The following is a 26,721-nucleotide window of genomic DNA, read 5'->3' on the forward strand; positions in this document are numbered from 1 at the left end:
AAATGGGTCGCTTCCTATTCCACCAGTATGAACGACCCCACACTGGATCGGCGAGGGCTGCTCACGCTCGCCGGAACGGCAGCGGCCGGTGTCCTCGCTGGCTGTGCCGAACCCCGTTCGGAGAACACTATGGAGGGAAGTTCTTCGAACACGTACGACCCGGACAACGTCGCCGACGGCTCGGTTTACACCGAAATTTACGAGGACGTCATCGACTCGGTGACGCAGGTCCAGGTCTCGGGCATCGATACCGGTCTCGGTAGCGACGGCGAGGGACAGGGCTCCGGCTTCCTCATCGACGACACGCACCTCGTCACGAACGAACACGTGATCGCAGACGGCACCGAAGTCGACCTCCAGTACATCAACGGCGACTGGACGAGCACGACCGTCGTCGGTGCCGACGCCTACAGTGATTTGGCCGTCCTCGAGGCCCACCACGTCCCCGAGGAGTCCTCGCCGCTCTCGCTCTCCGAGGAGTACCCCGTCGTCGGCCAGCAGGTACTCGCGATCGGCAACCCGCTCGGACTCGAGGGAACGATGACCGAAGGGATCGTCAGCGGCGTCGATCGAACGCTCGAGACGGCCGACCGCGACTTTTCGCACTCGAACGTGGTTCAGACCGACGCCGCAGTCAACCCGGGGAACAGTGGCGGCCCGCTCGTCGATCTCGACGGGAACGTCGTCGGCGTCATCAACGCCGGCGGCGGGGATAACATCGGTTTCGCCATCTCGGCGGCCATCACGAGCCGCGTTGTCCCGTCGATCATCGAGACGGGCGAGTACGAGCACCCGTATCTCGGGATCGAACTCGCCACCGTCGACCGACAGATTGCGGACGAAAACGACCTCGAGGAAGCCGCAGGCGTCATGGTCGTCGACGTCGTAGACGGTGAGCCAGCGGACGGCGTCCTCGAACCGGCGTCGATCAGTAGGCAAGGCGAGCCACTGCCGATTGGCGGCGACGTGATCCGGGAAATCGACGGCGAGGCAATTCCCGACCAGCACGCCCTCTCGAGGTACCTCGAACTAGAGCGAAGTCCCGGAGATACGATCGAAATCGGTCTCTTGCGAGACGGAACAGAGGCCACGGAGTCGCTCACGCTCGGTGCCCGACCGTCGATGGAGTAACACCCTATCTGCGTTAACTCGAGTCGAGTCCACTTTCGTCGAAATCGGATCGTGTAAACGGTTACAATACTCACGTACACGGATAGGTTCGCCGCTGTCGCACACAGGAAATACCGTAATCGCGGCGTACACCCACGAGACGATTTCGTTCACGGCAGCGTGAATAACCGAGCGAAACTCGAACGAAAATGAACGCAATCGACACCGTTCAGCGGATTAGCAGGTCGATAACAATAGGGTATTCGGCGCTAGCAGCAGGTAGCGCGATTCCACGATCGCCTGTCACCGATGAACACGAATGCCGACTCACACCACGCCGAAAGCGAACCGACGACGCTTGATTCCGTCACCATCGAGAACGATGACGCCCCCGACGAGTGTGCGATTTTCCCGCGAGGCGTGAGTGACGACATCCTCACAACCACCTGGATCACGGCCCAAGCGGACTCGTTTGTCTCGCTCGAATCGATGCGCTAAGACAATGAACCGCCACCTGAACCACACAATCACTGCCGCAGGATTCTGGCTCGGCACGCTCTTGCCGGTCGCCTACCTGCCGGTTTTCCTCGCCGGAATCGATTCGGCGAGCACGTTCTTGGTCCTCGTTGGCCTCCTCTCGGTCCACGCGCTCGCGCTGATCGTCGGACACGAGTACCCGGGTTCGCAACCGTAAGTCGCAATTCGCGGTTCGTCGCCGCCTGCATTCGCTACTCGCGATTTCTTCGCCGCGCCTCTCACCACAACTGTGCGTGTGGCGTCTCGCAATCGGTGCAGATCACCGCGCGATTGTCCTTGTAGACGCCTTCCTCGAGCGTTCCCGATTCGCAGTAGGGACACGCTCTGCCGTCGAGATGTGCAAGGAGTCCTGACTCATCGCCTTTCGCTGGTGACGACTGAGATTTTGCCATGTCCGTATCCCACTCTCGAGAGACGCGAAACGGTTGGCCATGCCTATGCCAGCCAATTCGGTGTGCACGTCGCTGCGGGCTGATTTCGGCGGGGTGAGCCGTTCGTCGAGTCCGACTGTACTCGAGCCATCTCGGCGGGTCGAATCGTGGAGGCTATCCCATCGGCCGCTCACCTGCGAGTATGCGCCAGTTCGTATGCATCGGTCACGAAATTCCGACCGACGCCGACTTTTCGCTCGACGACCTCGCGGGCGGTGCCGGTCGTTTAGACGCCCTCTGTCGATCGATTACCGCCTCGTTCGTCACCTCACACGGTATTCGCGAAGACGTTCGCACCCACCTCATCGTACAGGACGAACTCACGATCACCTTCGACGGCAGCGAGCTTCGTCGGCTGAACCCCGACGAACGAAGCACGGCCGCCCTGGTTCGCAACGCCCTCGAGCACCGCGAGGAAGCCATCGGCGCACTTCCCGCAGAACCGAGCCCCGGAATCGAAGTCTATCGTCGCGGATTCGAGGCGACGCTCGAGGAACTCGCAGACGACGGCACCGTCGTGCAACTCCACGAGGACGGGGAGTCGGTCGGAGACGTCGAAGAACTCGAGGACCCCATCTTCGTCCTCTCGGATCACCAGAATTTCACCGACGAGGAAGTCGAGTTGCTCGAGGACGTTGTCGACCGGCGGCTTCGACTGGGGCCGTCGCTGTTACACGCCGATCAGGCGATTACGGTGGCACATCACTATCTGGATACGGACGGGTACGAGACATTTTGATCGGCGGGTCGAACCCTCCCTCTCCTCAACTCGAGTCCTGTGCGTCGACGACTTCGTCGATGCGGATACGTAAGATGACGCGTTCGCTTTCGATGGGCATCTGGTACTCGTCCGCGTCGGTGTAGCGGCGAGCGAGTTCGTCGATGTGTTCTCGAGCGCCGTCGGTGGTGAGCTCGTCGACTTCGCCCATGACGGAGAGTCGGCGATAGGGGTTGTCCGGATCGGTCATGCTGACGCCGACCGATGGATCGTCCTCGATGTTCCGGACCTTCCGGCGCGCTCGCTCGGTGTTGACCAGTATTCGGTCGTCCTCGGCGTCGTAGTCGACCCAGACTGGAGTAACGTGTGGTGTCTGTTCGTCGCCGACGGTTGCGACGTGGGCGATCGTTCGCTTCTCGAAGAGGTCTTGGAAGTCGTCGGGAACGGATGCCATAGGATTAGTTCACCGAGCCACGGTTTTGTTGTGGTGCCTACATGGGGAGGTTCCTCGAGGACGGGCGCGCGTCGCATCGACCGACCTAAGGTCTTCCCGTACGCGCGAATCAACCACGCGAGTGTCGGCTGGTGGCTTTTCAGCGCTCGAGGCTATCGTACTGGTAATGACTCGAAACCGACAGTCACGACGACGGCTGCTCCAGTTGGCCGGGGCCACAGCGTCGACGGCGCTACTGGCCGGCTGTGGCGGCCCGGGACAGGAAGAAGAGGAAGATCCCGAGGAGCCAGCCGGCCCCGAAGAGGACGAGGACCCCTCGGCGGAGGAAGGGACGGGCAACGGCCAGGAACGAGAAGACGAGGACGAGGAGGACACTGAGGACGAAGACCCCGAGGATGAAGAGGACACGGACGACAGCGACGAGGATATCGCCGGAAACGGCGAGGGTGAAGAAGACGACGAAATCGAAGGTGACGTCGGAGACGAGGATATCGACGACGATGACGGAGGCGATGCCGAAGACGACGGAGACGACGCCGAAGACGACGGAGACGACGGTACCGGCGAAAACGGCTGAAACGGCGAAAACTGCGAAAACGGCTGAAACGGCGGAAGCCGCGAAAACGAGGACGAGTAGCCGTCTCACCCGACGATGCGCGCATCCACACGATAGGGACACGCCGTCTCGACAGTCGTGTATTTCGCACATAACAACCCTTCATCGGGTCGAACCGACGGGCATGAATCGACGGGCGTATCTCGGGGCAGCGACCGGTGCGGCGATGGTGACCGCAGCCGGCTGCGTCGGATTCGGTGACGACGAGGACGACGGAGAGGCGGACGAATCGGCGAGCACCGAGGGGGTGGACGACGACTCGAGTGACGACGACCCGGTCGAACTCGAGGGACCCGACGAACGGGGGACGATCGACGATTTCAGTGACCTCGACGCCTGGGAGGTGATCGACGGTGCGATGACGGCCGTCGAAGACGAGGTCGTCACTGGCGAGCAATCTGTCTTGCTCGAGGCCAGAGACCACCACGAACAGGTCCGAATCGTTCGCGAACTCACGGAGCCGATCGACTGCTCGGCGCTGAACCTCGGGATAGCCGTCGCGACTTCGGAGACGGTGACGCCGAGGATTCAGCTGTTCGACGAGGACAACAACAGTATCGAATTTCGCGCGACGGTTCACGAGAGCGAGGACCTCATGCGGAGTCACTTCGGCGTCTCGAGCGTGGATACGACCGTCGACCTCGAGCGAATTACCGCGATCCACATCGCGATTTTCACCGACGATTCGGAGGCCGAACTCCTGATAGACGATCTGCATATTCTTCCGAGAGTCGACGACGGCGTGATCGTGCTCCAATTCGACGGCGCTCACGAATCGATCGCCGACGAGGGGTTCTCGATTCTCGAGGAGTACGACTATCCGGCGACGGTGTTCGTGCCGACGGAACTGATTCTCGAGGACGACGATGATGATGACGACGATGACGACGACGATGATGATGACGACGATGATGATGATGATGACGACGAGGAGGAAGGCGATTTCCTCACGGAAGAAGACCTCGAGGAGTTCGACGACGCCGGATGGACGGTTGCCAGCCACGGTGAAACCGGAGAGGCGTTCGACGAAATCGACGCAGACGACCTAACGGAGCAACTCGAGGACGCCCAGGAGTGGCTCGAAGACGAGGGCTACGAGGACGGCGCGGCCTACGTTTCGTATCCGAACGGCCGCTACGACACCGCGTCACTCGAGGCCGTCGCGGACACCGTCGACCTCGCGTTCGCCAGCGGCGACCCTGTTCAGGGAGCGGTCGTCGATCCGACCCGCTACCCGCGCGTGTTCGATCCGGCCGTCGACGATGCCGAGGAATACCTGGAACGGACGGAAGAACTCGGTGGCGTCACCGTCTTCGCCTACGGCTCACTCGAGGACGAGGACGCGCTCGAGCGCTTCGAAGAGACGATGGAACGTCTCGAGGAGTACGTCGACGACGGCGATCTCGAGGTCGCAGCTGTCACCGACCTCGAAACTGAGCCTGTCGCCGACGACGAGTGAGGACGGTTAGCGCGCAGCGATCGCCAGAATTCCATCGGTTCGTCTACTCGAGTCGACCACTGCCACTCACTCGAGGGAGCCGAGTACCTCGAGTTGACAGAGAAGGGTTACACGGAACGCATCCGACAGCACATGCGTTCGCGACAGACGCTGCCACGACAGTTTTCGGAGATGGCGTACAAAACGGCGGCGTTTACGGCTAATCCGTGGACCTCTCGGGACGTCAACGTCGACCGGGATTTCGATCACTTCGAAGACTTCGTGGACGTGAATCTCGCCAACGGACTCGTCGACGGTGGGTCGGACCAGCGAAACGTCGTCACCGACGGCGTGACAACACTGTTCAACTGGTACCAGAGACAGGATACGTTCGTCGACTGGGAGTCGTTCTCCGACGACAGTCAGGCGTGACTCGCCGACGCAGCGTCGCCCTACTTCCGCTGGGTTTTCCTCGTCGACGTCCATATGCCACACCTTCCGCCCGCCGAATACCGCTCGCGGTCGCGATTGCTGAGCTATCTCGTGAACGCTTCCTGTTCGCCAGTCAGCACGAGTTGCCCTTCGAGTCGGTGTTTCAGGACGTGCTAGTCGACTCCTACGACGACACGATTCAGTATACGGACGCCTTTCTCGAGCAACTTCTCGACGATCTCGAGGTCGAGATCGAGGTTAGAGAAGCGGACGAGAACGAGGGCGGAGGCGACCGAATCGATCGCCGGGCAGGCCGCGCTGTAGCTATCGGCTTGTTCGCTCGCCTCCACCGCGTCGGGTGGGTGTTTCTCGATTCCCGAGACGCAAGGGGTATCGCCCTCGAGTCCCTCACTCGAACAATGACCAACGGGAGCGAGGAGAGCGACGAAATCGGCGGAACTGACGGACTCGAGGCGGCCGTCGACGGGATGGACGACATCGCCCAGCGACGCGACGAACTGGCCGCGCGCGTCCGAGCACACGCCGGCGAGATCGCGCGGGAACTCGCCGTGTTACAGGGCGGCGACTACGGCCAGGAGACGTTCGACACCGACGCCGGGTCGTGGACGCTCAAGTACGACGCGGGCGACGTGCAGTACCTTCGATTCGACCCCAAATCGGGCGCGGAGACGTACGTCGTCTCGAGCAAGCAGCCACCGGAGCCGGAACCGCTCGAGACCGCGATGGCCGACTACGGCGCGTTCGTCGCAACGTACAACGAGTACGTGCGCTCGTTCGACGGGCTGCTCGAGGACGTTCCCGACGAGTTTCCGGAAATCGAGTCGACGGCGGAGCTAGTCGCCGAACGCGACCGAATCGTCGAACGGATTCGCGAGGTCGGAAACGCGATGGCGAGCGAACTCTATCGCTACGAGGGCGACTACGGCACGTACGCGACGACGGTTTCGGGGACGCGCTGGGAGCTCAAGTGGGACGAGGGGGCGGTCTCGTACCTCCGGGTCGGCGGCTCGGACGGAACGTACCTCATCTCGCAGTACAGCCCGCCCTCGGCCCCTGAAGTGCGCCGACTCGCCGACGACGTCGGCACGTTCGTCGATGCGTTCAACGAACATGTCAGGGGACTCGAGGCGGATCTGTCGCAGGTCTCTCTGGGTGAAGATGGGTAAGGGCAGCGGTGTTCGGTGACGATACTCGAATGTAGGAAAGCCGTTCGATCAGTTACGGACACTCTACACAGCGTTTGACCGAGTAAACGAAGCGACAATCAGGCTAACTGACTAACCGGTTTTTCCCGATTTCGCCCTCCATTCGTTATCGTAGTATGACGCTATCACGACGAACGACAATCAAGGCAATCGGTGTCGCTGGCGCAGGGTCGGCACTGACTGGAACGGCTCTGGCCATCAACCAGGACGACGTCGACGATGACGACGGCGGAGTGGGCGCGATTCGCGTCGGACACTTCTCACCGGACGCACCCGACGTGGACGTCTACATCGCCAATCAGCAGGTCCTCTCGGATGTCGGCTACGACGAACTCTCGCCGTACCTCGACATCGCCCCCGGTACGTACACGATGACGATAACGGAGGCCGGCGACGACGAGCCCATCTACGAGGACTCCATCACGGTCGACACGGACTACTACACGGTCGCTGCAATCGGCGAGTACGGCGACGAAACGGCTGAAACCGCCTCGTCGATTCAGGAAGAGGAAGACGAGTACGACGACGATGACGACTACGGTGAAGACGACGACTACGACGCTGACGACGACCCGGTGGACGAGCCCGAAGCGGAGCCCGAGGACGACCTTGAGGACGACGTAGAAGACGAACCCGAGGACGACCTCGAGGACGATGACGACCTCGACGATGATCTCGAGGACGACGACGACCTCGAAGACGAAGACGACGACCTCGAGGACGAAGACGAGATCACCGACGACGGTGAGTTCGAAGTTCGGATGCTCTACGACGCAGGCCCCGACGACGTCGAAGAGGAATCCCAGCTTCGCGTCTTCAACGCCTCGCCGAACTCGCCCGAACTGGACGTCACGGAGGAAGAAGACGGATACACCATCTTCGAAAACGTCGCCTACGCCGAGCCACCGGGATACGCGCCGATCGACTCCGGCTCCCGGACCATCCAACTCTTCGAATCGGACGACGACGACCTCGAGGCAGGCGACGATGACGAAGACTTCGGTGACGTCATCGCACAAGAAGACCCACTCGCCGCCGCCGAAGCCGACCTCGAGGAAGGAACCGCGTACACGGTGTACGTGATCGGCTACTTCGAAGAGGGAGACGGCGACGGTGCGACCGCAGAGGGCGACCGACCGTTCGAAATGCGAGTCGCCGTGGACGGCGGCGAAGAGGACGTCGACGGCGAACCTGAAGAAGCTGAGCCGGACGAAGAGGAAGTCGACGACGACGAAGACGACCTCGAGGACGAGCCAGAAGACGAACTCGACGACGATGAAGAACTCGAGGACGACCCCGAAACCGATCCGGAAACCGACCCCGAGGAGGAACCGGAGGCTGAACCCGAGGAGGAGCCAGAGGCCGACCCCGAGGACGATTACGCCGACGAAGACGACCCAGCCGACGGCGAAGAAGAGCCGATGCCGGCCGACGACTAACCTCGTGTAGACTCACGCGCCATCCACCCACCTCGTTTTTTCGCGTCAACGCACCGGTGAGCAGTTGCGAGACGACTATCCACAGAAATTGCAGATACGTCTCCGCAGAGACAACGGACGGAGTAACAGTGTGGAGCCACGGCTCTCGTGACGATTGGATCGGCTGTGAAGAGCAGTCAGGAGGTGTTAGACGTCGACGTACTGGTCGACCCACTCCTGACGGCGCTGTAGGGTGCGTCTCCCTTTCGGGGTCAATGCGTAGTAGTTCGTCCGCCGATCGAGTTGGCCTTTCTCGACGAGTTCCTTCTCGACTAAGGTGTCGAGATTCGGATACAGCCGGCCGTGCGTGACCGGTTGGTCAATATAGCGATTGACGTCGTCGAGTATCTCCTGTCCGGACGGACGGTCTTTACCGGCGATTACGTACAGCAAGTCTCGTTGGAAGCCTGTGAGCTGATCCATGGATCACCCTCTGAATGACGACGTTCACCGATCTGTGGCTTTGTTATAGAGCAGGTACGAGCGCTCGGCAAACCAGAACGCAGGACATAGGGCCGACGGGCGGAGACGGTGCGTCTCGTCGCTCGAGAGCGACGCCGAGACGGCGCGTTTTTTGCAGAGACCGGCGTACGGGCCGATATGACGAACGATCCGCTCTCCTGGATGACGACGAATCAACAGGTAGCCTACTCCTGTCCGGGCTTCGACGTCGTTAACGAGTCCGTTCAGTTACCCGACGGCACCGAAACCGAGTTCGATTACGTCTCCGAACCGGAGAGCGTCTGCATCCTCCCCTTTACCCCCGACGGAGACATCGTCTGCATCGACGAGTGGCGGCAGGCCGTCTCTCGAGTCAACCGCGGCATCCCCGTCGGCGGGACCGAACCCGACGACGACTCGATCGAGGCGGCCGCCCGGCGCGAACTCGCCGAAGAGACGGGCCACGAAGCGGACTCGCTCGAGTCGCTGGTAACCGTCGAACCGGCGAACGGCCTCGCCGATTCGGTCCTCCACGTCTTCGTCGCCACCGGCTGTCGACCGACGGCCGAACAGCGACTCGATCACAACGAGAGCATCCGCGTGACCCACTGGAGCGAATCGGACGCGCTCGAGGCCGTCCGCGAGGGAGACGTCCGCGACGGACGACTGGTGCTCGCGCTGTCGTACTACCGGCTCTTCGAAGCCGAAAGCTGAAAACCGAAACGGAGAATCGGCTACCCGAAACTACTCGTCGTCCCTGCCGACGACGCCTGTCTCTTCGTCATCGCCATCTTCGCCGTCGTCCACATCAGCGACGTGATGTCCGAAATCCTCACCCACTCGCCATCAACGGTTTCCTCCTCGACCCGTCGTCATCTTTCCGGATAGTCGACGCGGGTTGTTCTTCGGTATCGGTGTCGTTCTCAGCGTCGCTGCTCTCCCGGAGTTCCTCCGCAATCTCGCCGTCGACATCGGAATTTTCGACGGGTGTCCCAGGAGGGTACCGAGCTACTCTGATGTTCATCGATCCGCCAGCGTGGGAGAAAGCGGGCGCTCGAGCGGCGGCAGTGCGAAGAAAAGTACGGAGGGGCGCCTGAATTAGATCAGGGACGCACTTGGGAGGAGTCCGTCGTCGTCTTCGTCATCCTCGGTGTCCTCGTCATCGTCCTCGTCGTCGCCGTTGAGGAGTCCGTTGTCTTCGTCTTCAGCGTCTTCGTCTTCAGCGTCTTCGTCGTCAGCGTCTTCATCGTCCGCTTCCTCGAGTTCGCTTGCGTCGGCGAGCGTGATTGAGTCTGCGCTCGCGTCACCGATGTCGATCATGGATGCAGAGGCCTGCGTGACGGTCTCTTCGTCAGCGTCCTCGTCATCCATGTCGTCGTTCTCGTCGTCCTGGACGGCGGCGTCAGTTTCCGCTTCGTCGTTGTCGTTGTCCGCAGCGTCGTCAGCACCGTTGTCGTCGGCGTCAGCGTCCGCATCAGCGTCGTCGTCTGCGTCGTCAGCCTCCTCTTCGTTGGCTTCGTCGACGGTCATCGAGTCGATGGTAATCTCGTCGACATCGAACTGCTCGATGGTGAGCTGACCGAGTTCTTCAGTTTCGCCGTTAGCGTCTTCGTCGTCAGCGTCCTCGTCAGCATCCTCATCGTCCGCTTCCTCGTCGTCCATGTCGTCGTTCTCGTCGTCTTGGACGACAGCGGCAGTTTCTGCCTCGTCGTTGTCGTTGTTCTCAGCGTCGTCGGCACCGTTCTCGTCGTCAGCGTCCTCATCAGCTTCGTCATCGTCGTCAGCCTCCTCGTCGTCAGCTTCGTCACCGACGGTTAGCTCGTCGATGGTCAGCGTCTCGACATCCATCGTCTCGATGGTGAGCTCTTCGACGGTGACCTCGCTAGCGTCCTCGTCGATCAGATCCTGTCCGTTTGCAGCGTCTTCGTCGTCAGCGTCTTCGTCGTCAGCGTCCTCGTCGTCAGCGTCCTCGTCGTCTGCCTCGTCGTCTTGGACCACTGCGGCAGTCTCTTCCTCGTCGTTGTCGTTCTCATCAGCGTCGTCAGCGCCGTTCTCGTCGTCAGCGTCCTCATCGTCTGCGTCGTCAGCGTCCTCGTCGTCTTCGTCGAGTTCGAGGTCCTCGATGGAGACATCCTGTAGCTCGAGTTGCTCGAGTTGGATGTCGGAGATCGTCACTTCTTCACCGTTTTCTGCCTCGTCGTTGTCGTCAGCTTCCTCGTCTTCCTCGTCGTCTTGGACGACTGCAGCAGTTTCTTCCTCGTCGTTGTTCTCAGCGTCGTCGTTCTCGTCGTCGGCGCCGTTCTCGTCGTCAGCGCCGTCGAGTTCCTCTTCGAGTTCGGTCGTGTCAGCGTCGAAGTTCTCGACGTTCAGCTCTTCGATCGTCGCGTCTTCGACGGTGGCATCATCGAGCTCGAGTGTTTCAACGTCTGTATCTTGAATCGTTGCGCTCATGTCGCCGGCATCGTCGGTCGCACCTGTCGACGCACCCGCGAGGGCAGGACCCCCCGAGAGAGCAACCATCAGAGCGACGAATACGACACCGAGTTTCTGCGATCGTGAATCCATGCGTCCAGTGCTATCGGCAGATCACGGGCTAAAACGAGCCGACTGTTACGAGATTATCGCAGCGAAAGTCGCAGTTTGCACTCGTGTAACGGTCGCTAATCGCTGATTCACTCCCTCGAGTGAATGAGCGTTCTCGCTCGAAAAATACCACCCCCGGTAGACGTGGTTTGTAGTTGTGCCTGCACTCGCCGATATCAGCCGACACTGACGCCGTAACGGATGGTTTTGTTTGCTCAGCACCGTCCTCAAGAGCGGGAGAAGACAAACGACCGACACGTCCCGGGCGAAACCTTCACTGACTTACGTCGGACGGCCCAACCCACGTTCGATGCGCGAGTGCTTCGAAGTCCGGGACACGGACGCCGGTGGGCGAATCGGCGAGTTGACCGTTCCGCGAGCAGACGTTACCGTCGAGACGCCGGCGCTGTTGCCGGTGATCAACCCGAATCTGGATACGATCGCCCCCCGTCGACTGGCCACGGAGTTCGGCGCTGAAATCCTCATCACGAACTCGTATATCATCCACGGGACCGAAGACGTCCGCGAGGAGGCCCTCGAGGACGGCCTCCACGACCTGCTCGATTTCCCCGGCGCGATCATGACCGATTCGGGTTCGTTCCAGCTCTCGGAGTACGGCGAGATAGACGTGACGACCGAAGAGATCCTCGAGTTCCAGCACGAGATCGGCTCGGACATCGCGACGCCGGTCGATATCCCGACTCCGCCGGACGTCCCCCGCGAGCGCGCCGAGGACGAACTCGAGACGACCCAGGAACGCCTCGAGTTAGCCGAAACCGTCGAGACGGGAGACATGCTCGTCAGCGCGCCCGTCCAGGGCTCGACGTACCCGGATCTTCGCGAGCGGGCGGGTCGTCACGCCGACGCGACGAATCTGGACGTGTTTCCGGTCGGTGCGGTCGTCCCGCTGATGAACGACTACCGCTACGACGACATGGTCGACGCCGTCGCGGGGGCCAAACGCGGTCTCGGCGCCGACGCCCCGGTGCACCTCTTCGGTGCCGGCCACCCGATGATGTTCGCCCTCGGCGTCGCAATGGGCTGTGACCTCTTCGACTCTGCAGCCTACGCGCTCTACGCCCGCGACGATCGCTACCTGACGGTTCGTGGCACTCGCCACCTCGAGGACCTCGAGTATCTGCCCTGTTCGTGTCCCGTCTGTACCGAGCACTCGCCCGACGAACTGCGCGCGCTGCCCGACGACGCACGCGAGACGGAACTCGGCGCGCACAACCTCCACGTCACCTTCGAAGAGATCCGCCGGATCAAGCAAGCCATCCGCGCGGGGAACCTCCTCGAACTCGTCGAGCAACGCGCCCGCGCCCACCCGACGATGCTCGACGGCTACCGAACGCTGCTCGATCACGCCGACCAACTCGAGCGAAGCGACCCCGTCTCCAAGGGCGCGTTCTTCTACACCTCCCACGAGAGTGCCCGCCGACCCGAAGTCCGTCGCCACCATCGGCGCCTCGAGCGCCTTTCCGTACCGGACTCGCTGTTTCTCACGGAAGGGAATTCCGCACGGACCGATGAGTTCGACGACTCCTGGCGCGTCCAACCGCCGTTTGGCCCCTTCCCCCGCGCGCTCTCGAAGAGCTATCCGCTCACTGCGGAAGTACCAGATCGAACGGATCGCGCGGCCCTCGAGGCCGCGGCAGACGGCGTCAGCCGACTCGTAGAGGCGAATCCCGACGCGGCGATCACGTTGGGCCATCGGGGCTGGCCGGAGGGTGTGCTCGAGCGGGTCCCCGAGGACGTGGTGTTGACCGATCTCTCTGACGATCGGCCCTGATTGTGCGGTAGGTCGACAACTGTTCGTTTCTGGTCTTCCGCACAACCCGTTCTAGAGACGGACCAGTCCGTATATTCCGACGTAACTCCAAGCAGCAGTTGTGCCCGCTCTCTCCACAACCAGGGTCGTTCTGGGCGCGTTCATCGTCGTCGTCCTCGGTGCCGCGGGATTGTTCGTCGTCGACGCCGGTTCGACGTCACCGGACCCAGTCGCGTTCGACGAAACGGTTCACAGCGGGATCACGCTCGAAGCCGAACGCGAACTCGACGACGACGTTGAGCTTCCCCGAGCGCAAGTGTTCTATTCTCAGTATCAGTACGTCGTCGGCTACTACGGCGTCGAGACGTTTGCCGACGACCAGCAACAGCCAGAACACGAGCAGCGGTTCGGACACCCACTGACGGTGTACGTCACCGACTACAGCGGGACTGGCGTCGAACTGGACGACGACGGGTATCCGACGACGGACGGCTCTCCGGAGTGGACCGACGCCGAAACGGCGTGGTACGTCCTCGAGAGCGACGCGGAGACGCCGGCTGGAACGACCGTCGTTCCGTTTACCGATCGCGACGACGCCGACGCGTTCGCCGACGAGTACGGCGGCGACGTTCGCGGTTGGGAGTCGGTTCTCGAAGCCACGTACGACCGGGACGATGCGGCGGTCGCGCGCGATCGCGTCGACAGCCACCGACAACTCGCCGACGGTCGGGTCGAACAGACAGCTGAGTTCACGGAGCGACCGACATCGTCGGTCGTCGGTTCCGACGCGGATACGATTCAGGAAGCGATCGACGAGGCTCCCGCCGACACGACGGTCCGCGTCCCGAACGGAACGTACGAAGAGACCGTCGAGATCGATCGTCCGCTGACGATCGTCGGTGACGAGGACGTGACGATTCGCGGTGACGGAAACGGCTCGGTGGTCACCGTCACTGACGAGCGTGTCGCGGTCCAAAACGTCTCGATCGACGGCGTCGGCGAAACGACGAGAGGTGACGGCGACGTCGATATCGACGTTGACGACGAGGAGCTTGGCGCGACGTTCATGCGGAACTACGCGAGCACTGACGCGGGCATCGCAGCCTACAGTGCCGACGAATTGCTGGTGCAGGACGTCCACATCGACACCCCGGCGAGCGGAATCCTTACGCACGGAACCGACGACGCCGCCGTTCGAAACGCGACGGTCGTTGGACCGGATGACCCCACGGACGGCCTCGCTGGCATATTGTTGCTCCAGTCGAATGCAGTGATCGAGACTTCGACGGTCGACGGAACGACAAACGGCGTGTACCTGTACCGGTCCCCGTCGACGGTCGTCCGGTCGAACTCGGTCACGGGTAACCAGCTAGGCGTCCACCTGATGCACACGGACGAGTCGCTTGTCACGGACAACGAGATACACGGCCAGACAAACACCGGTGTGTACATCATGACGGGGCCAGAGCGAAACGCGATCGTCGGAAACACGATCCGAGACACCGAAACTGGCCTCAGTCCGGGCGGCAGCGACACTTACGTTGCGGACAACCGCATCGAGAACTCGAACGTCGGTCTTCGTGTCGATACGGCCTCGTCGATCTACGAGGGGAACGTCGTCGCCGGCAACGAGGTGGGAGCAGACGTGACCGGGATGTTACCGACGAACCGCGTCGTCGGCAACGACTTTGTCGCAAACGAAGAGCACGCGACGGTCACCAGCGGACCGCTACGAATCTGGAGCGACGATGGAGGTGGAAACTACTGGCAAGGCGCTGCCGGCGTCGCCAGCGGTGACTACGCCGATCGGTCGTACACGCCGACGGACGACGTCGACAAGCGACTACACACGACCGACGGCACGCCGACGCTCGTCCAAGCACCGGCGCTCGAGGGCCTCGCCGGGCTCGAAGGAACGGTTCCGGGAATGCGGACCGGCAGTATCACCGACAACTACCCGGCCTGTGAACCGATCAACGCGGACCGGCTCGAAGCGACCGGCTGGGACGACCAGGCGTGGACGTGCTACGAAACGACGCGTACACCGACCGATGACTGAGACACAACCGATACTCGAGGCGACGGGAATCGATCACGATTACGGGGCGGTCTCCGTCCTGCAGGACGTTTCACTGACGGTTCCGCGGGGGAACGTAACGGCGATCATCGGCCCGAACGGGGCCGGCAAGACGACGCTGATTCGCGCACTCGCGGGACTCCACGAACCGACCGGTGGCGAGATCACGTACCACGGGCCCGAGACGGCCAGGCGGATCGGCTATCTGCCCCAACACCCCGCGTTTCGACCAGGATTCACGTGCCGCGAGACGCTCCAGTTCTACGCGTCGCTCGTCGGCGACGACGACGCCGCGATAGAGAGACTCGCTCGCGTCGGTCTCGAAGACGCGGCCGACCGGAACGTCGAAGCGCTCTCCGGCGGGATGACGCGACTGCTCGGCGTCGCCCAGGCGACGATCGGCGACCCGCCGATAATCGTCCTCGACGAACCCGGAAGCGGTCTCGACCCGGGGATGAGCATGCACGTCTTCGACGTCGCGTCGGCGCTCGCCGATGAGGGAACGTCGATCCTGCTGACGTCTCACGACCTCGAGTTAGTCGAACGAATCGCCGACAAAGTGCTGGTGCTGTCCGACGGCCAATTCGTCCAGCACGGAGCGACGACCGAACTCAGAGAACGCTTCGGCGTCGACTCGCTGTGGTCCGTCTACGAGAACGCGATCGAAGGCGACCTCGACACCGTCAGCGTTCAGGGTGAGCACGCATGAGCGACGAACGCTCGACCTCGAGTCGATCGACGCCGGTACGCGAAACCGAAACGCGGACAGCACCGGGTCCGAGACACCGCCTCAAAACGATCGTCCGGCGCGAACTGCGGACGGTCGTTCGAACGCGCACGTTTTTCGTGCTGGCGCTGGCGTTCGCCGCCGTCGTCCTCGGAATCGCCGTGGTCGGAGAGAGCATCCAGGCGGGCTACGTGCCGACGCTCGTCGACCTCCTCACGCCGCTCGAGTTGCTCGTTCCGGTACTCGCTGTCGCGTTCGGCTACCGTGCCATCCTCGGCGACGACCAGCGAGGCGAACTCGACGTCCTCGAGACGTACCCCGTCTCGGGCCGCGAACTCGTCCTCGGGGTTTATCTCGGTCGCGCGATCGGACTCCTCGCCACAGTTGTCGTGCCACTTGTGATCGTCGCGGTCGCGGTCGCCGTGACCGAAGGCAGTCAGCTGTCCATCTACGCGACGCACTCCGGAGCCGATTCTCCGGTGCTGTTCGGCCGGTTCGTCGTGCTGACGGCGTTGTTCGCGCTCTCGGTCCTCGCAATCGCGATCGCGATTTCGTCGGTCGTCAGCGGGACCCGCAGCGCACTCGCCCTCGCTGTCGTCGCCCTCGTCATCCTGCTCGTCGGGATGGATCTGGCGATTGCGTACGGCTTCTCGATCGGCATTATCGGCGACTCGGAACTCGTCTACACGCTCGTGCTCAGTCCGCTCAGCGCGTTTCGCGGACTCGTCTTCGAAAGCGCCGTCGTCGTCGCTTCCGGTACCGGGCCGGACGTCGCCGCGCCGATCTCGAGTCTGGTGAGTCTCGTCGGCTGGACGGTCGGCTCGCTTGGCGTCGCGACGTGGGCACTGAATCGGTAGCAGTTCCGAACGATATCAGCCGTCACACGCCGTCAACAATCGTACTGTTCGGCAGGAACCCATCCGGCTATCGGTGACAAAACGGGATTCTGATCGGGTTCCGACGAAACGGGGCCGTAACCGAGTCGCGACAGAACTGTCGGCGAGTCGGGCTTAACTCTGCATTAGCGACATTACCAGCTCCTGCGTAATCTCGTCGTGATCTTCCCTGTCGCCGCCGTACTCGTCGGCGAACGCGTCGGCGTCGTCGGCGTCACTGAACGGAATAATCGAGGCGCCCATCGCGCCTTCGACCTCGCTGTCGACCACCATCGTGAGTTCCGTCGCGTCTCCGAACGCGTCGGCCTCGAGGTGACGACCAATGACGGGTGAGTCGTCGTCTTCTTCCACCGACTCCTCGACGACCGAGTAGTCGGTTAGGTACATCACTTCGGGTTCGGCTTCGTCTTCGTTATCGAACGTGAACGCGTACGTACAAAGCGAACTGCAGAACCGAGCCGGTCGGTCGTCGCCGACGGTATCCGACGGGTCCTCGTAGTGAGCCTGACCGGCCGGCCCAGGATGATCAGCGATGCGCATCGTACACTGGTCACAGTCGTGTTCGTCCTCAATCTCGACCGCTGCTGGAGTGTCCGCGCCGTCGTCGAGGCATCCGGCAATTGCGCCCAGGGAGGCCGTTGCTACTCCGCCGAGGACGGCTCGACGGGAAACGAGATGGGGGGGAACGGTCGATAAAGTCGACGGGTCCATGTGTAATATTGGAAGGACCACAATATACCCCGTCTGGTACAGTTCACGAACGCCCGAAGTGAACGTACCGTGACTGTGGCGTGGTACTCGGCAGCGATCACAACGACTCGATGGCAATTAGACGTCGGTTCGAGCGCTGTCGCCTGACTCGACGCGAGCGGCTGTCGATTTGGAGACCGCTGTCCCATCGATCGCAATCTCGAGGCCGTTCTCGACCTTGACGACGATGTCGTGTCCGTCGTAGCTGAATTCGAGGTGACCAGAGCGGGAGCCGTGTCGTCGGGTCGGTTCGAACAGGGCGTCCAGCGAATCGGGATCGATCCACTCGTACAGTGGTGGGAGTTCGGTTACGGGAACTTCCCGTCGGTCCGCGACCGCTGTGACGACCGCGACGCTTACGGATTCATCGAGGCCGCTCTCAGTCGAACCGATGGATAGATCGCTCACGCTTCACCCCAACGTTCGGGAAGGGAAAAATGTAGTGGCCGTGTGTCATGATTGATCAGCGGTTTAGATGTCCCTGTATCGCTGTGAATTCGCCAGTAGTGGGTCGTTCTCGCTACAATAATTCCAACATCACAGCACTCGAGGTCGATTCCGGCGAGCGACTCGAGGGACGCTCGAGAGGCAGGCAGTTCGAACTGGCCGGATCGAGTCGAATCCGTCGGAGATCAGAAACAGCAAAGACGACCGCGACACCTGCATCGACTATGTTCGAGGTAACGTCGCTCGCTTTCGGCCTCCTCATCACCGTGTTGTTCGGTTCGTGGCTCGTGAACCGAGTACGTGGGGGGAGCAACTCGTCGGATCGACAGCAATCGTACGAACGTCACCGGGACGCTCAACAACGTGAAGCGCCGGTCGAAATCGGTGACAGCCACGACGTTGCCGTCCAGGAGTTTACCGAACACCACACCGGCGAGCGACAGGCCGTCTGCAAGGTCCAGGGATTCGTTGTCTTCGTCGAGAACATTCCCGACGGCCTCGCCGTCGGCGACGTAATCGAAGTCACGATCCTCTCGTTCAACCGCGGACACACCTCCGCGACGGCGACCTTCGAGCGCCGCGCCTGATTCGTCGCTGCCTGAATGGTCCCTCCTCCCGATGATCGCTATCGACAGCCTCTTTCGCGCGCCCCCGCCATAATCGAGTATGACCGATTACTTCGAAGTCCACGAGCGCGACGGGGCCGCTCGAGTGGGCGAACTCCGCCTCGAGTCGTCCGTGACGACCCCGGCGCTCGTCGACGATGTCCTCGCTGACGCCGGCTCGCTCTGGAGCGGCGAACGGGAGGTCCCTACGGGAGACGACTCCCAACTCACCGTACTCCCCCACCGGGCGTTCCCCGGCGGGACGGCCGACGAGGTTCAAGAATCGTTCGCCGTCGACCATCCGGACGTCGACTACCCGAGCGTCGCCGTCGTCTCGAGCGAGCACGTGAGGGCCCAAGAGACCGACGCCTACGCCGTCTCCGACGTGCAGTCGATTACGGGCCACGGGGCGGCGCTCGTCGACGCCGTCGTCTCCGTCCGCGAGGAGATTCCGACCGACACCGCGCTCTTTTTCTCCGGTGTCGCTACGCCTCGAAACGTTGCCCTCCTCGCCTACGCGGGCGTCGATTTGTTCGACGAGACCGCGGCCGTCGTGAAGGGAACCGAGGGACGGTATCTCACCACCGACGAGGCCTACTTCCTCGAGGACCTCGCGGAACTGCCGTGCTCGTGTCCGGTCTGTCAGAAACCACGCGAGGAGTTCACTCGACAGGACTGTGCCGAACACAACGCCAACGCGCTCGCGGCCGAACTCGCCATCGTCCGCCGTCGGATTCGAGACGGGCGACTCCGCGATTACGTCGAAGGACAGGCCCGCCAGGACCAGTGGCTCACCGCCGCCATGCGCGAACTCGATTCCCAGTGGGGCTACCTCGAGGAGCGAACCCCAATCTTGCGAGACGCCGAGATTTCGGCGGCGACCGAGGACACCCTGCGTCGCGTCGAGATCCAGCGCTACGCGGATCGCGTGACGAGTCGCTACCGCAACCGGTTCAAGAACCCGCTCGTTCTCGTCCCCTGCTCGGCCGCCAAACCCTACAGCGAGTCCCAGAGCCACCGCCAGTTCCACGACGCCATCCAGTGGCGCGCCCACCTCGTCTCGATGACGAGTCCCATCGGCGTCGTTCCCCAGGAACTCGAGACGACGTACCCGGCCCAACACTACGACACCGTCGTCACGGGTCGCTGGTCCGAGGACGAAAAACAGTTCGTGAGCACGGTCCTCGAGCGCTACCTCGAGCGAAACGAGTACCCCGACATCATCGCCCACGTTCCCGGCGAGGGCTATCGCGACATCGTCGGCCGCGTCGAAGACGAACTCGACCTCGAGATTACCTACACCGTCCCCGAGGGCGGTCACCCGACCGACGAGGAGTCGCTCGCGAACCTCTCGAGTGCGCTGTCGGGAGAACTGAAGTACTCGAAGCGCGAGCGCGAGCACAACACCGTCCGCGCCCTCGCAGATTACCTGCTCGGCGACGGTGCCGGCGACGACCTCTTTACCGACATCCAGACGACCAGTCGGTATCCGAAAATTCAGGTTCGAAACGACGAGGAGACACAACTGGCGACGATGGTGCCCCAGTACGGGACGCTTTCGTTCACCCTCGAGGGGGCGAAACGCTGGGTTGGGAGTGACGTTCCGACGAAACGAATCGAAATCGACGGCTTCGTTCCACACGGCAGCGTCCTCGCACCCGGCATCGTCGACGCCGACGAGGACATCCGCGTCGGCGACGAGGTCGTCGTCGAGGGGCCGAAGGCGTTCGGAATCGGCCGCGCGGAGATGTTCGGCCGAGAGATGAAAGAGAGCACGCGCGGCATCGCCGCCGAAATTCGACACGTCGAAGAGAAATAACGCGCCCGCACAGTCACTTCCCGAAGTGATTCGCCGCCCGTGTTTTGTTCGCCGAGTTGGCTGTTGAAGAGTAATTGAACGAATACCGAGCCAATTAGCGATTGACCTGGGTGAACCCGTCACTATCTGGGTTCAAGCGTATCAGTGCCGCTCCAAATGGTGCTCGTAACGAAGGGTGAAATTGCCGTGGACGTGGTACATGACGAAGCCGTCGACAGTTGGGATTTTAGCCGAACCGTTTCTCTACGAGTGGCAGGTGCGTGCGATCGAGCGGCTACAACGTGAGGCCGACGTGACGATTCCGCTGGTCGTCGTCAACTCGAGCACCGAGGAGTACGACGCCGAATCCTGGAACAAAAAGTCACGCCTCGAGTTCGAAGACGTCCGACAGTTTTTCAAAATTGCCCAACGAGAGCGGGCGTGGGCGTTCGTCCTCGCGGAACGGACCCTCGGTCGAGTGGCCGGTGACGATCAGAAACGATGGCATCGCCACTCGATCGAGAACATCGACTGCCTCGCCGACGCCGAGCACGTCCGCTGTACGCCGCTGGCCGACGGCAACTGGAACGAACTGCCGGACGACGTCGTTGACCGTCTCGCCGCCGACTGCGACGTCGTCGTCCGCTTCGGCTTCGGCCTCATCCGCGGTGACGTCCTCACCGCGCCGGAGTACGGTGTCGTGAGTTTCCACCCGGCCGACATTCGACGATACCGCGGCATGGGGCCGCCGGTCGCCTTCCACGACGGCAGAACTCGAGCCGGTTCGACACTCCAGCGACTGGACGAGTCGATCGATGGCGGCGAAATCGTCGCGTACGAAGACGTCTCTATCAGCAACTGTCACACGCTCTGGGAGGTTTTCGACCGCCTCGCAGCCCTCCAGGTCGACCTCCTGACGAGGGGCATCTCGAACCTACAAGATCCGACGTTCGACCCCGCGGTCGTTCCGGACCACCAACTCGGTGAGTTCTACTCCCGCGATCTGCGACGCTCTGGCGCGTTCGCCGGCCGTATCCTCGCGAAAAACTGCACCGGACGCCTCCAGCGGCGACTCGAGCGAAGCCAGTCCTCGAATCGAATCGTGGAGTATCTCAGCCGGTGGACGAACTGAGTACTGCCTCGCTCACTCCTCGCCGAGAACCGAATCGAAGAACTTCCGTTCTGCCGTCCGCAGGTGCTGGTTGAACGTCGCCGGCGCGATGCCGAGTCGCTCGGAAATTTCCTCGCCGGTGCTTTCGCGGGGCCAGTCGAAGTAACCCGCGAAGTACGCCGTCTCGAGTGCAGCACGTTGCTTATCGGTGAGGTCGTCGTCGAGGACCGACGTGGACCCCGACTCACTCGGCGTGTTTCGGTCGCTGGTCCGCTGGGCGAGGTAGGTGACGTCGTCGCGTTGCTCGTTGATGAGTTCGATCATCTGGCGCGTGTCTCGGCCGCGAGGGAGTTCGACGACGAACCGGAACTCGCCGTCGTCGATCGTTGCCGACTGAACGCGCCCGCCGTGTGTCGCGATCGTCTCGAACAGCGAGACGGCCGCCGGGGCGACGAGTTCGAACTGGAACTCGTCGCGGCGCACGGTGAGGAATCGAACCTCACTGAACCCCTCGGTTTCCCCGATCGTCTCCTGGAACGTCTCCTGCTCGACGTTGGACGCCGAACCGTACGCGAGCAGCGTCTCGTCGCCGTGAATCAGCTGCTCGAGTTCGATCGTACACTCCTCGTCCGTCGACAGTTGCACGAGTGGCTCCGCTAACTCCTCGATCCGGAACTCGAGTTCGATGACCGCGTTGCTGACGAGCGCGTCCTTGCGTTCGATCGCCGTAATCGCGTGGGCGATCACGTCCCCGATCCGGGAGAGAATCGTCGTCTCCGGGCTGGTAAACGACCGCGGTGACTCGGCGTAGATTCCTAACACACCATAGACGAGATCCTCGTGAATGAGTGGGATCGCCGCCACCGAGCGATACCCTCGCTCGAGGGCCTCCTCACTCCACGGGTCGAACTCGCTGTCTCGTTCGATATCGTTTACGACCTGAACCTGTCCGGTCCTGATCGCCGTTCCGGCCGGCCCCCGTCCGATCGGATCGTCCTCGTCGACGCTGATCTCGACGGCGTCGAGATAGCCCGCTTCGACGCCCGCTGCGGCGGCCGGAACGACGTGATCGCTCCCCGGGTTGACGCTGCCGATCCAGGCGAAGCGATAGGCGTCGTCTTCGGCCAGTCGTTCACAGACGCGCTGTTCTAACTCCGAGCGCGTCTCGGTCGGGATGACGGCGTGCGTGATGTCGTGGCCGATTCGATTGAGGAGATTGAGCGCCTCTAACTGCTCGCGCTGGCGACGGCGTTCGCGCTCCTGTCGGGCGCGTTCGATCGCGTGGTGAATCGTCCGCACGAGCAACTCACTCGTCACCTCGTCTTTGACGAGGAAGTCCTGTGCGCCGCGTTGGATCGCCTCGACGCCGACTTGCTGATCTCGAACGCCGGTCAAGACGACGATAGGCGTCTCCTCGATCGCCTCGTGAACGGTTTCGAGCGTGTCCAACCCGCCACTGTCGGGCAAGTTCAAGTCGAGCAACACTACGTCCGCGTCACCCTCCTCGAGCGTCTCGAGTCCCTCCTCGAGTCGCGTCTCGCGGGTGATTTCGGGTGTCCGGCCCGCAGACTCGTCCGAACTGACCCGCTGGGCGAGTTCTTCGGTGTCACGGAGCATCTCCTGGATGAGTCGTGCGTCACCGGGGTTGTCCTCGATCAAGAGGACATCTAGCGTGGCCGTCTCTGTCGTGGCGTCGGATTCTGTCTGTGTAGATGGGTCGCTCATGAGTACTCTCCGTGGTGTGGCAATCGAACGGCCGAGAGCCAGAACCGCTCGAATGCGTGGACGGTCTCGATGAACTCGTCCGGATCGACCGGTTTCGTCAGGTACGCGTTCGCGTGCAGTTCGTACGATCTGAGCACGTCCGCTTCGGCTCGAGAACTCGTCAAGACGATGACTGGAATCGAGCGGAGATCCGGATCGGATTTGAGTTCCTGGAGGACCGCCTCGCCGCTTTTTTGTGGCAAGTTGAGGTCCAACAGGATGAGGTCCGGCTGCGGCGCGTGTTCGTACTCGTTTCGCTGGTAACAAAAGTCGAGGGCTTCAGTTCCGTCCGGAACGACGTGTAAGTCGTTCTCGATCTGTGCTTGTTTGAACGCTTCTTCGGTCAGTCGAACGTCACCCGGGTTGTCCTCGACGAGGAGGATCTGTGCTGACTCGAGAGAAGACTGTCTGCGATTAGTCATTTGCTTACAGGTGTAGTCGTGGATGCAGTTTCCGGCGGTGCTGGCAACGTCACGGTAAACCTCGCCCCCTCACCAGGCTCCGAGACGACGCGAATGTCGCCATCGTGTCGTTCGACGATGCGCTGACAGAGTGCGAGTCCGATTCCAGTTCCGGCGTACTCGTCGACGCTGTGTAATCGATCGAACACCTGAAAGATGCGATCTGCGTTGTCCGGATCGATCCCAATCCCGTGGTCTCGAACTGAAATATGCCACTCGTGACCGTCTCTTTCGGCGAACACAGCTATCTGTGGTGATTGCTCACCGGAGTACGTGAGTGCATTATCGAGCAAGTTTTGAAACACTTGCCGAAGCTGTCCCGGATCGCCATATACCGACGGGAGTGACTCGATGGTAATAGCAGCCCCGGTTTCCTCGATTCGAACCTCGAGATCGGTCACTACGTCCTCGAGGATGACCTCACAGTCGACGACCTCGAACGGATTTCCTTGCGTGTCGACTCGCGAATACGCGAGCAGCCCGTCGATCATCTCTTGCATCCGCGAGGCCCCATCGACCGCGTACTCGATGAACTCGTCTGCGTCCTCGTCCAGTTCCTCGGCGTAGCGATGCTCGAGGAGCGTCAGGTAACTCGTGACCATCCGCAACGGCTCCTGTAGGTCGTGAGAGGCGGCGTAGGCGAACTGCTCGAGGCGTTCGTTCGACGACTCGAGTTCGTCTACGAGCTCCTCGCGCCGGCGTTCGTCTGCTCGTCGATCGGAGATGTCGCGCCCGACGCCGGTCAACACCGGCTCTCCGGAAGGGTCCTCGAGCGTACTCGCGATGAACTCGTAGGGGATCGTCTCACCGGATTTCGTCACGAGGTTTGTCTCGGCCCGCGCGTACCCGGTCTCGAACGCCGTTCCGATCACTTCGATCATCTGCTCGTGATCATCCTGGTCGAAGACGTCCATCGGCGTCATCGAGGCGATCTCCTCGTCCGTGTACCCCGTTACGTGACACAGCGTCTCGTTCCAGCGTTGGAACGACCCGTCCTCGTCGACAACGTAAAAGACGTCGTCGATCGCGTCCAGAATGTCGTCGGTATACGCTTTGAATCGCTCGAGGTGGGCCTCGCGCTCGCGGAGTTTTTCCTCTTGTTCCTTGCGGGCGGTGACGTCCTGGACCATCACCATGCCGGCGAACACCGTTCCGTCGTCGTCTTCGACCGGGAGCGCGTACGCAAGCCACACTCGACCGTGAAGGTGGTACTCGAACCGTCGACGCTCACCCGAGAGCACGGCCCTGAAGTTCGACTCGAACGCCTCGCGCGTCTCACCCTCGTATCGCTCCTCGACCGTCTGTCCGACAAGCGTCTCGATCGACACGTCGAGATCCTCGAGTACCCCGCCTCCGGCGAGCGTGTATCGGAGGTCGTCGTCGAACAGTGCGACCATTCCGTTGGGGAAGTGTTCGATCAACGTTCGGTAGCGCTGTTCGCTCACCTCGAGTTCTCGTTTTCGTTGCTGGCGCTCGAGTTCGTAGCTCAGCCACTGCGTGAGCAACTCGACGAAGCCCCGCTCGGCGGGCGTAAACGCGACCGATCGAGGGTCTTCGTCGGCAAAGCACAGCGTTCCGAACAGGTCGTCGTCGACGTGGATCCTGCTGCCGAGGTAGCTATCGAAGTCCCACCTGTCGTAGGCGCGGTCGTCGGTCCACCCCTGTACGGGTGCGTTCGTGAGCACGAGCAACTCGTCGGAGTCGACCGTCTTTCGACAGTACGTTTCAGAGAGCTCCGTCACCGTCCCCGGCCGCAATCGCTCGTCGTCCCCGCTCGAGTGGACGACCTCGAATCGATCGTTCTGTGGTTCGATATCGGCCATGAACCCGACCTCGAGACCGAGTCGTTCGCGGCCGATGTCGAGGAGTTCCTGAACCTTCTCCTCGAAGGTCCGCTCTCGATCCGCCGTGATCGCGTACAGTTGCTGTAACGTCTGGTTGGTCCGTTGGAGTTCCCGTTCCGTCTGCTTCCGGCTGGTAATATCTCGGAAGTAGATCGACAGTCCCGTCTCGGAGGGATACACGTTGACCTCGAACCAGGTCTCGAGTGGCGGGTAGTATTCTTCGAACGCCGTCGACTCCTGTGTCTCCATCGCCCGCCGGTACTCCTGGCCGAACGTCGAATCGATGGTCTCCGGAAACGCCTCCCAAAAATTCGTCCCGTGCAAATCTGCGTCCTCACAGTCGAGAAGTTCTCGAGCCCGGTCGTTGGCGTACGTGAACTGCCACTCCGTATCGAGACCGACGACCGCATCCGAGATCCGATCGACCGTCGTCTCGAGTTCCGTCTCGAGACGCTGGTGTTGTCGACGGTTCTGGACCGCCGACGCCAGCAGAGACGCGACGTCTTCGAGAAAGGCAACGTCGTGGTCGGCGAACTCCCGGTGTTCCGCCGTATACACGACGAACACACCCCACGGACCGCCATCAGATTCGATCGAGACGCCGACCCCACCGACGGCGTCGTGGGCGACGCTGAGCGACGACTGCATTACGGTGTCGGCAGCATCGATATCGTCGACGATGACCGCCATATCGGTCTCGAGGGCGGTTCCAACAACCGTATCCGAGTCGAGGGGACCAACCTCCGTTCCGACGACACCGTTTCGCCACCCCTCGTCCGCTCTCATCACCATCGTTTCGCCCCCGTTTCGTGACTCCAGAACGCCACAATACGCGACGTCGAGGATGTCTCGAGTGGCACTGGTCGCCGCCGCCAATAGCGACTCGAGTTCGGTCGACTCGAGCGCGAGTTGACTCAGTTCTGCGACCACCTCCTGCTGTCGAATTCGAGATCGAAGTTGCCCTGGTGGCGGGTTGGACGCTGCCATACTCAATTGCTATCCACAA

The 26,721-nt window shown here is 62.0% G+C and carries 26 protein-coding genes; 17 read left to right on the top strand and 9 right to left on the bottom strand.

The annotated features are described in order from the left end of the window. The first annotated feature begins 27 nt into the window (after positions 1–27). The 3 genes from BLW62_RS04480 to BLW62_RS04490 all read left to right on the top strand — a co-directional run bounded on the left by BLW62_RS04480 (position 28) and on the right by BLW62_RS04490 (position 1,804). Positions 28–1,131, top strand: coding sequence for a S1C family serine protease (locus BLW62_RS04480; RefSeq protein ID WP_090505562.1), 1,104 nt, complete (start codon positions 28–30; stop codon positions 1,129–1,131). A 288-nt stretch (positions 1,132–1,419) separates the two neighbouring features. Next, positions 1,420–1,608 carry a DUF7511 domain-containing protein gene (locus BLW62_RS04485; protein ID WP_090505564.1) on the top strand — a complete coding sequence of 63 codons (189 nt, stop codon included), beginning with the start codon at positions 1,420–1,422 and terminating at the stop codon, positions 1,606–1,608. A gap of 4 nt (positions 1,609–1,612) precedes the next feature. Then, positions 1,613–1,804: a DUF8028 family protein gene (locus BLW62_RS04490; RefSeq protein WP_090505566.1), complete on the top strand. Its 192-nt coding sequence runs from the start codon at positions 1,613–1,615 to the stop codon at positions 1,802–1,804. 61 nt (positions 1,805–1,865) lie between these two features. Here BLW62_RS04490 and BLW62_RS18520 read toward each other — a convergent pair whose 3' ends face one another. Continuing rightward, the gene (locus tag BLW62_RS18520) at positions 1,866–2,039 is read right to left on the bottom strand and encodes an HVO_A0556 family zinc finger protein (RefSeq protein WP_175459678.1); all 174 of its coding nucleotides are present in this window, start codon (positions 2,037–2,039) and stop codon (positions 1,866–1,868) included. 181 nt (positions 2,040–2,220) lie between these two features. On the opposite strand from BLW62_RS18520, the gene trmY reads away from it, so the two are divergent. Next, complete coding sequence (gene trmY / locus BLW62_RS04495; protein ID WP_090505567.1) at positions 2,221–2,817, top strand: tRNA (pseudouridine(54)-N(1))-methyltransferase TrmY; 597 nt, start codon at positions 2,221–2,223, stop codon at positions 2,815–2,817. 25 nt (positions 2,818–2,842) lie between these two features. Here the strand turns inward: trmY and BLW62_RS04500 are convergent, their stop codons facing one another. Continuing rightward, a complete protein-coding gene (locus BLW62_RS04500) occupies positions 2,843–3,250 on the bottom strand; it encodes a pyridoxamine 5'-phosphate oxidase family protein (RefSeq protein WP_090505569.1) in 408 nt (135 codons plus the stop codon). 166 nt (positions 3,251–3,416) lie between these two features. On the opposite strand from BLW62_RS04500, the gene BLW62_RS04505 reads away from it, so the two are divergent. The 5 genes from BLW62_RS04505 (at position 3,417) to BLW62_RS04525 (ending at position 8,401) form a co-directional block, all read left to right on the top strand. Next, on the top strand, positions 3,417–3,827 hold the full coding sequence (locus BLW62_RS04505; RefSeq protein ID WP_090505571.1) for a hypothetical protein: 411 nt from the start codon (positions 3,417–3,419) through the stop codon (positions 3,825–3,827). Positions 3,828–3,990: 163 nt separating this feature from the next. Then, complete coding sequence (locus BLW62_RS04510) at positions 3,991–5,325, top strand: polysaccharide deacetylase family protein (protein ID WP_090505572.1); 1,335 nt, start codon at positions 3,991–3,993, stop codon at positions 5,323–5,325. Between the two features lie 132 nt (positions 5,326–5,457). Further along, positions 5,458–5,736 (top strand): alkaline phosphatase family protein, encoded by a 279-nt coding sequence (locus BLW62_RS04515; protein WP_090505574.1) that lies wholly within the window; start codon positions 5,458–5,460, stop codon positions 5,734–5,736. A gap of 419 nt (positions 5,737–6,155) precedes the next feature. Further along, positions 6,156–6,923 (top strand): profilin-fold protein, encoded by a 768-nt coding sequence (locus BLW62_RS04520; protein ID WP_090506420.1) that lies wholly within the window; start codon positions 6,156–6,158, stop codon positions 6,921–6,923. 155 nt (positions 6,924–7,078) lie between these two features. Next, positions 7,079–8,401, top strand: coding sequence for a DUF4397 domain-containing protein (locus BLW62_RS04525; protein WP_090505576.1), 1,323 nt, complete (start codon positions 7,079–7,081; stop codon positions 8,399–8,401). 186 nt (positions 8,402–8,587) lie between these two features. On the opposite strand, the gene BLW62_RS04530 is transcribed toward BLW62_RS04525, so the two are convergent. After that, positions 8,588–8,863, bottom strand: a complete 276-nt coding sequence (locus BLW62_RS04530; RefSeq protein WP_076579459.1) for a PadR family transcriptional regulator — start codon at positions 8,861–8,863, stop codon at positions 8,588–8,590. Positions 8,864–9,040: 177 nt separating this feature from the next. Here BLW62_RS04530 and BLW62_RS04535 point away from each other — a divergent pair, with 177 nt between their 5' ends. Next, entirely contained in the window at positions 9,041–9,595 is a 555-nt protein-coding gene (locus tag BLW62_RS04535; RefSeq protein WP_090506421.1) for an NUDIX hydrolase, read from the top strand. Between the two features lie 384 nt (positions 9,596–9,979). Here the strand turns inward: BLW62_RS04535 and BLW62_RS04545 are convergent, their stop codons facing one another. Beyond that, on the bottom strand, positions 9,980–11,446 hold the full coding sequence (locus tag BLW62_RS04545) for a hypothetical protein (RefSeq protein ID WP_090505580.1): 1,467 nt from the start codon (positions 11,444–11,446) through the stop codon (positions 9,980–9,982). A gap of 328 nt (positions 11,447–11,774) precedes the next feature. On the opposite strand from BLW62_RS04545, the gene tgtA reads away from it, so the two are divergent. The 4 genes from tgtA to BLW62_RS04565 all read left to right on the top strand — a co-directional run bounded on the left by tgtA (position 11,775) and on the right by BLW62_RS04565 (position 16,896). Continuing rightward, the gene (gene tgtA / locus BLW62_RS04550) at positions 11,775–13,256 is read left to right on the top strand and encodes a tRNA guanosine(15) transglycosylase TgtA (protein ID WP_090505581.1); all 1,482 of its coding nucleotides are present in this window, start codon (positions 11,775–11,777) and stop codon (positions 13,254–13,256) included. Between the two features lie 100 nt (positions 13,257–13,356). Next, positions 13,357–15,294, top strand: coding sequence for a NosD domain-containing protein (locus tag BLW62_RS04555; protein ID WP_090505583.1), 1,938 nt, complete (start codon positions 13,357–13,359; stop codon positions 15,292–15,294). After that, positions 15,287–16,021: an ABC transporter ATP-binding protein gene (locus tag BLW62_RS04560; protein ID WP_090505585.1), complete on the top strand. Its 735-nt coding sequence runs from the start codon at positions 15,287–15,289 to the stop codon at positions 16,019–16,021. Before BLW62_RS04555 ends, BLW62_RS04560 begins: the two co-directional genes overlap by 8 nt. Continuing rightward, complete coding sequence (locus BLW62_RS04565) at positions 16,018–16,896, top strand: ABC transporter permease (protein WP_090505587.1); 879 nt, start codon at positions 16,018–16,020, stop codon at positions 16,894–16,896. The genes BLW62_RS04560 and BLW62_RS04565 overlap by 4 nt, the downstream gene beginning before the upstream one ends. 153 nt (positions 16,897–17,049) lie before the next feature. On the opposite strand, the gene BLW62_RS04570 is transcribed toward BLW62_RS04565, so the two are convergent. Next, entirely contained in the window at positions 17,050–17,646 is a 597-nt protein-coding gene (locus BLW62_RS04570) for a nitrous oxide reductase accessory protein NosL (RefSeq protein ID WP_090505589.1), read from the bottom strand. Positions 17,647–17,763: 117 nt separating this feature from the next. Further along, positions 17,764–18,093, bottom strand: coding sequence for a HalOD1 output domain-containing protein (locus BLW62_RS04575; RefSeq protein ID WP_090505591.1), 330 nt, complete (start codon positions 18,091–18,093; stop codon positions 17,764–17,766). Positions 18,094–18,356: 263 nt separating this feature from the next. On the opposite strand from BLW62_RS04575, the gene BLW62_RS04580 reads away from it, so the two are divergent. The 3 genes from BLW62_RS04580 to BLW62_RS04590 all read left to right on the top strand — a co-directional run bounded on the left by BLW62_RS04580 (position 18,357) and on the right by BLW62_RS04590 (position 21,667). Then, positions 18,357–18,719: a TRAM domain-containing protein gene (locus tag BLW62_RS04580; protein WP_090505593.1), complete on the top strand. Its 363-nt coding sequence runs from the start codon at positions 18,357–18,359 to the stop codon at positions 18,717–18,719. A 79-nt stretch (positions 18,720–18,798) separates the two neighbouring features. After that, complete coding sequence (gene arcS / locus BLW62_RS04585) at positions 18,799–20,556, top strand: archaeosine synthase subunit alpha (protein WP_090505595.1); 1,758 nt, start codon at positions 18,799–18,801, stop codon at positions 20,554–20,556. Positions 20,557–20,755: 199 nt separating this feature from the next. Continuing rightward, a complete protein-coding gene (locus BLW62_RS04590; protein ID WP_090505596.1) occupies positions 20,756–21,667 on the top strand; it encodes a formyltransferase family protein in 912 nt (303 codons plus the stop codon). 12 nt (positions 21,668–21,679) lie between these two features. Here BLW62_RS04590 and BLW62_RS04595 read toward each other — a convergent pair whose 3' ends face one another. The 3 genes from BLW62_RS04595 to BLW62_RS04605 are packed head-to-tail and all read right to left on the bottom strand — an operon-like array spanning position 21,680 to position 26,702. Beyond that, positions 21,680–23,371, bottom strand: coding sequence for a bacterio-opsin activator domain-containing protein (locus tag BLW62_RS04595; protein ID WP_090505598.1), 1,692 nt, complete (start codon positions 23,369–23,371; stop codon positions 21,680–21,682). After that, positions 23,368–23,832, bottom strand: coding sequence for a response regulator (locus tag BLW62_RS04600; protein ID WP_090505600.1), 465 nt, complete (start codon positions 23,830–23,832; stop codon positions 23,368–23,370). The genes BLW62_RS04595 and BLW62_RS04600 overlap by 4 nt, the downstream gene beginning before the upstream one ends. Continuing rightward, a complete protein-coding gene (locus tag BLW62_RS04605; protein WP_090505602.1) occupies positions 23,829–26,702 on the bottom strand; it encodes a PAS domain-containing protein in 2,874 nt (957 codons plus the stop codon). The genes BLW62_RS04600 and BLW62_RS04605 overlap by 4 nt, the downstream gene beginning before the upstream one ends. Between the last annotated feature and the right edge of the window lie 19 nt (positions 26,703–26,721).

This window comes from Natronorubrum sediminis (assembly GCF_900108095.1).
In the GTDB taxonomy this organism is placed as follows: domain Archaea; phylum Halobacteriota; class Halobacteria; order Halobacteriales; family Natrialbaceae; genus Natronorubrum; species Natronorubrum sediminis.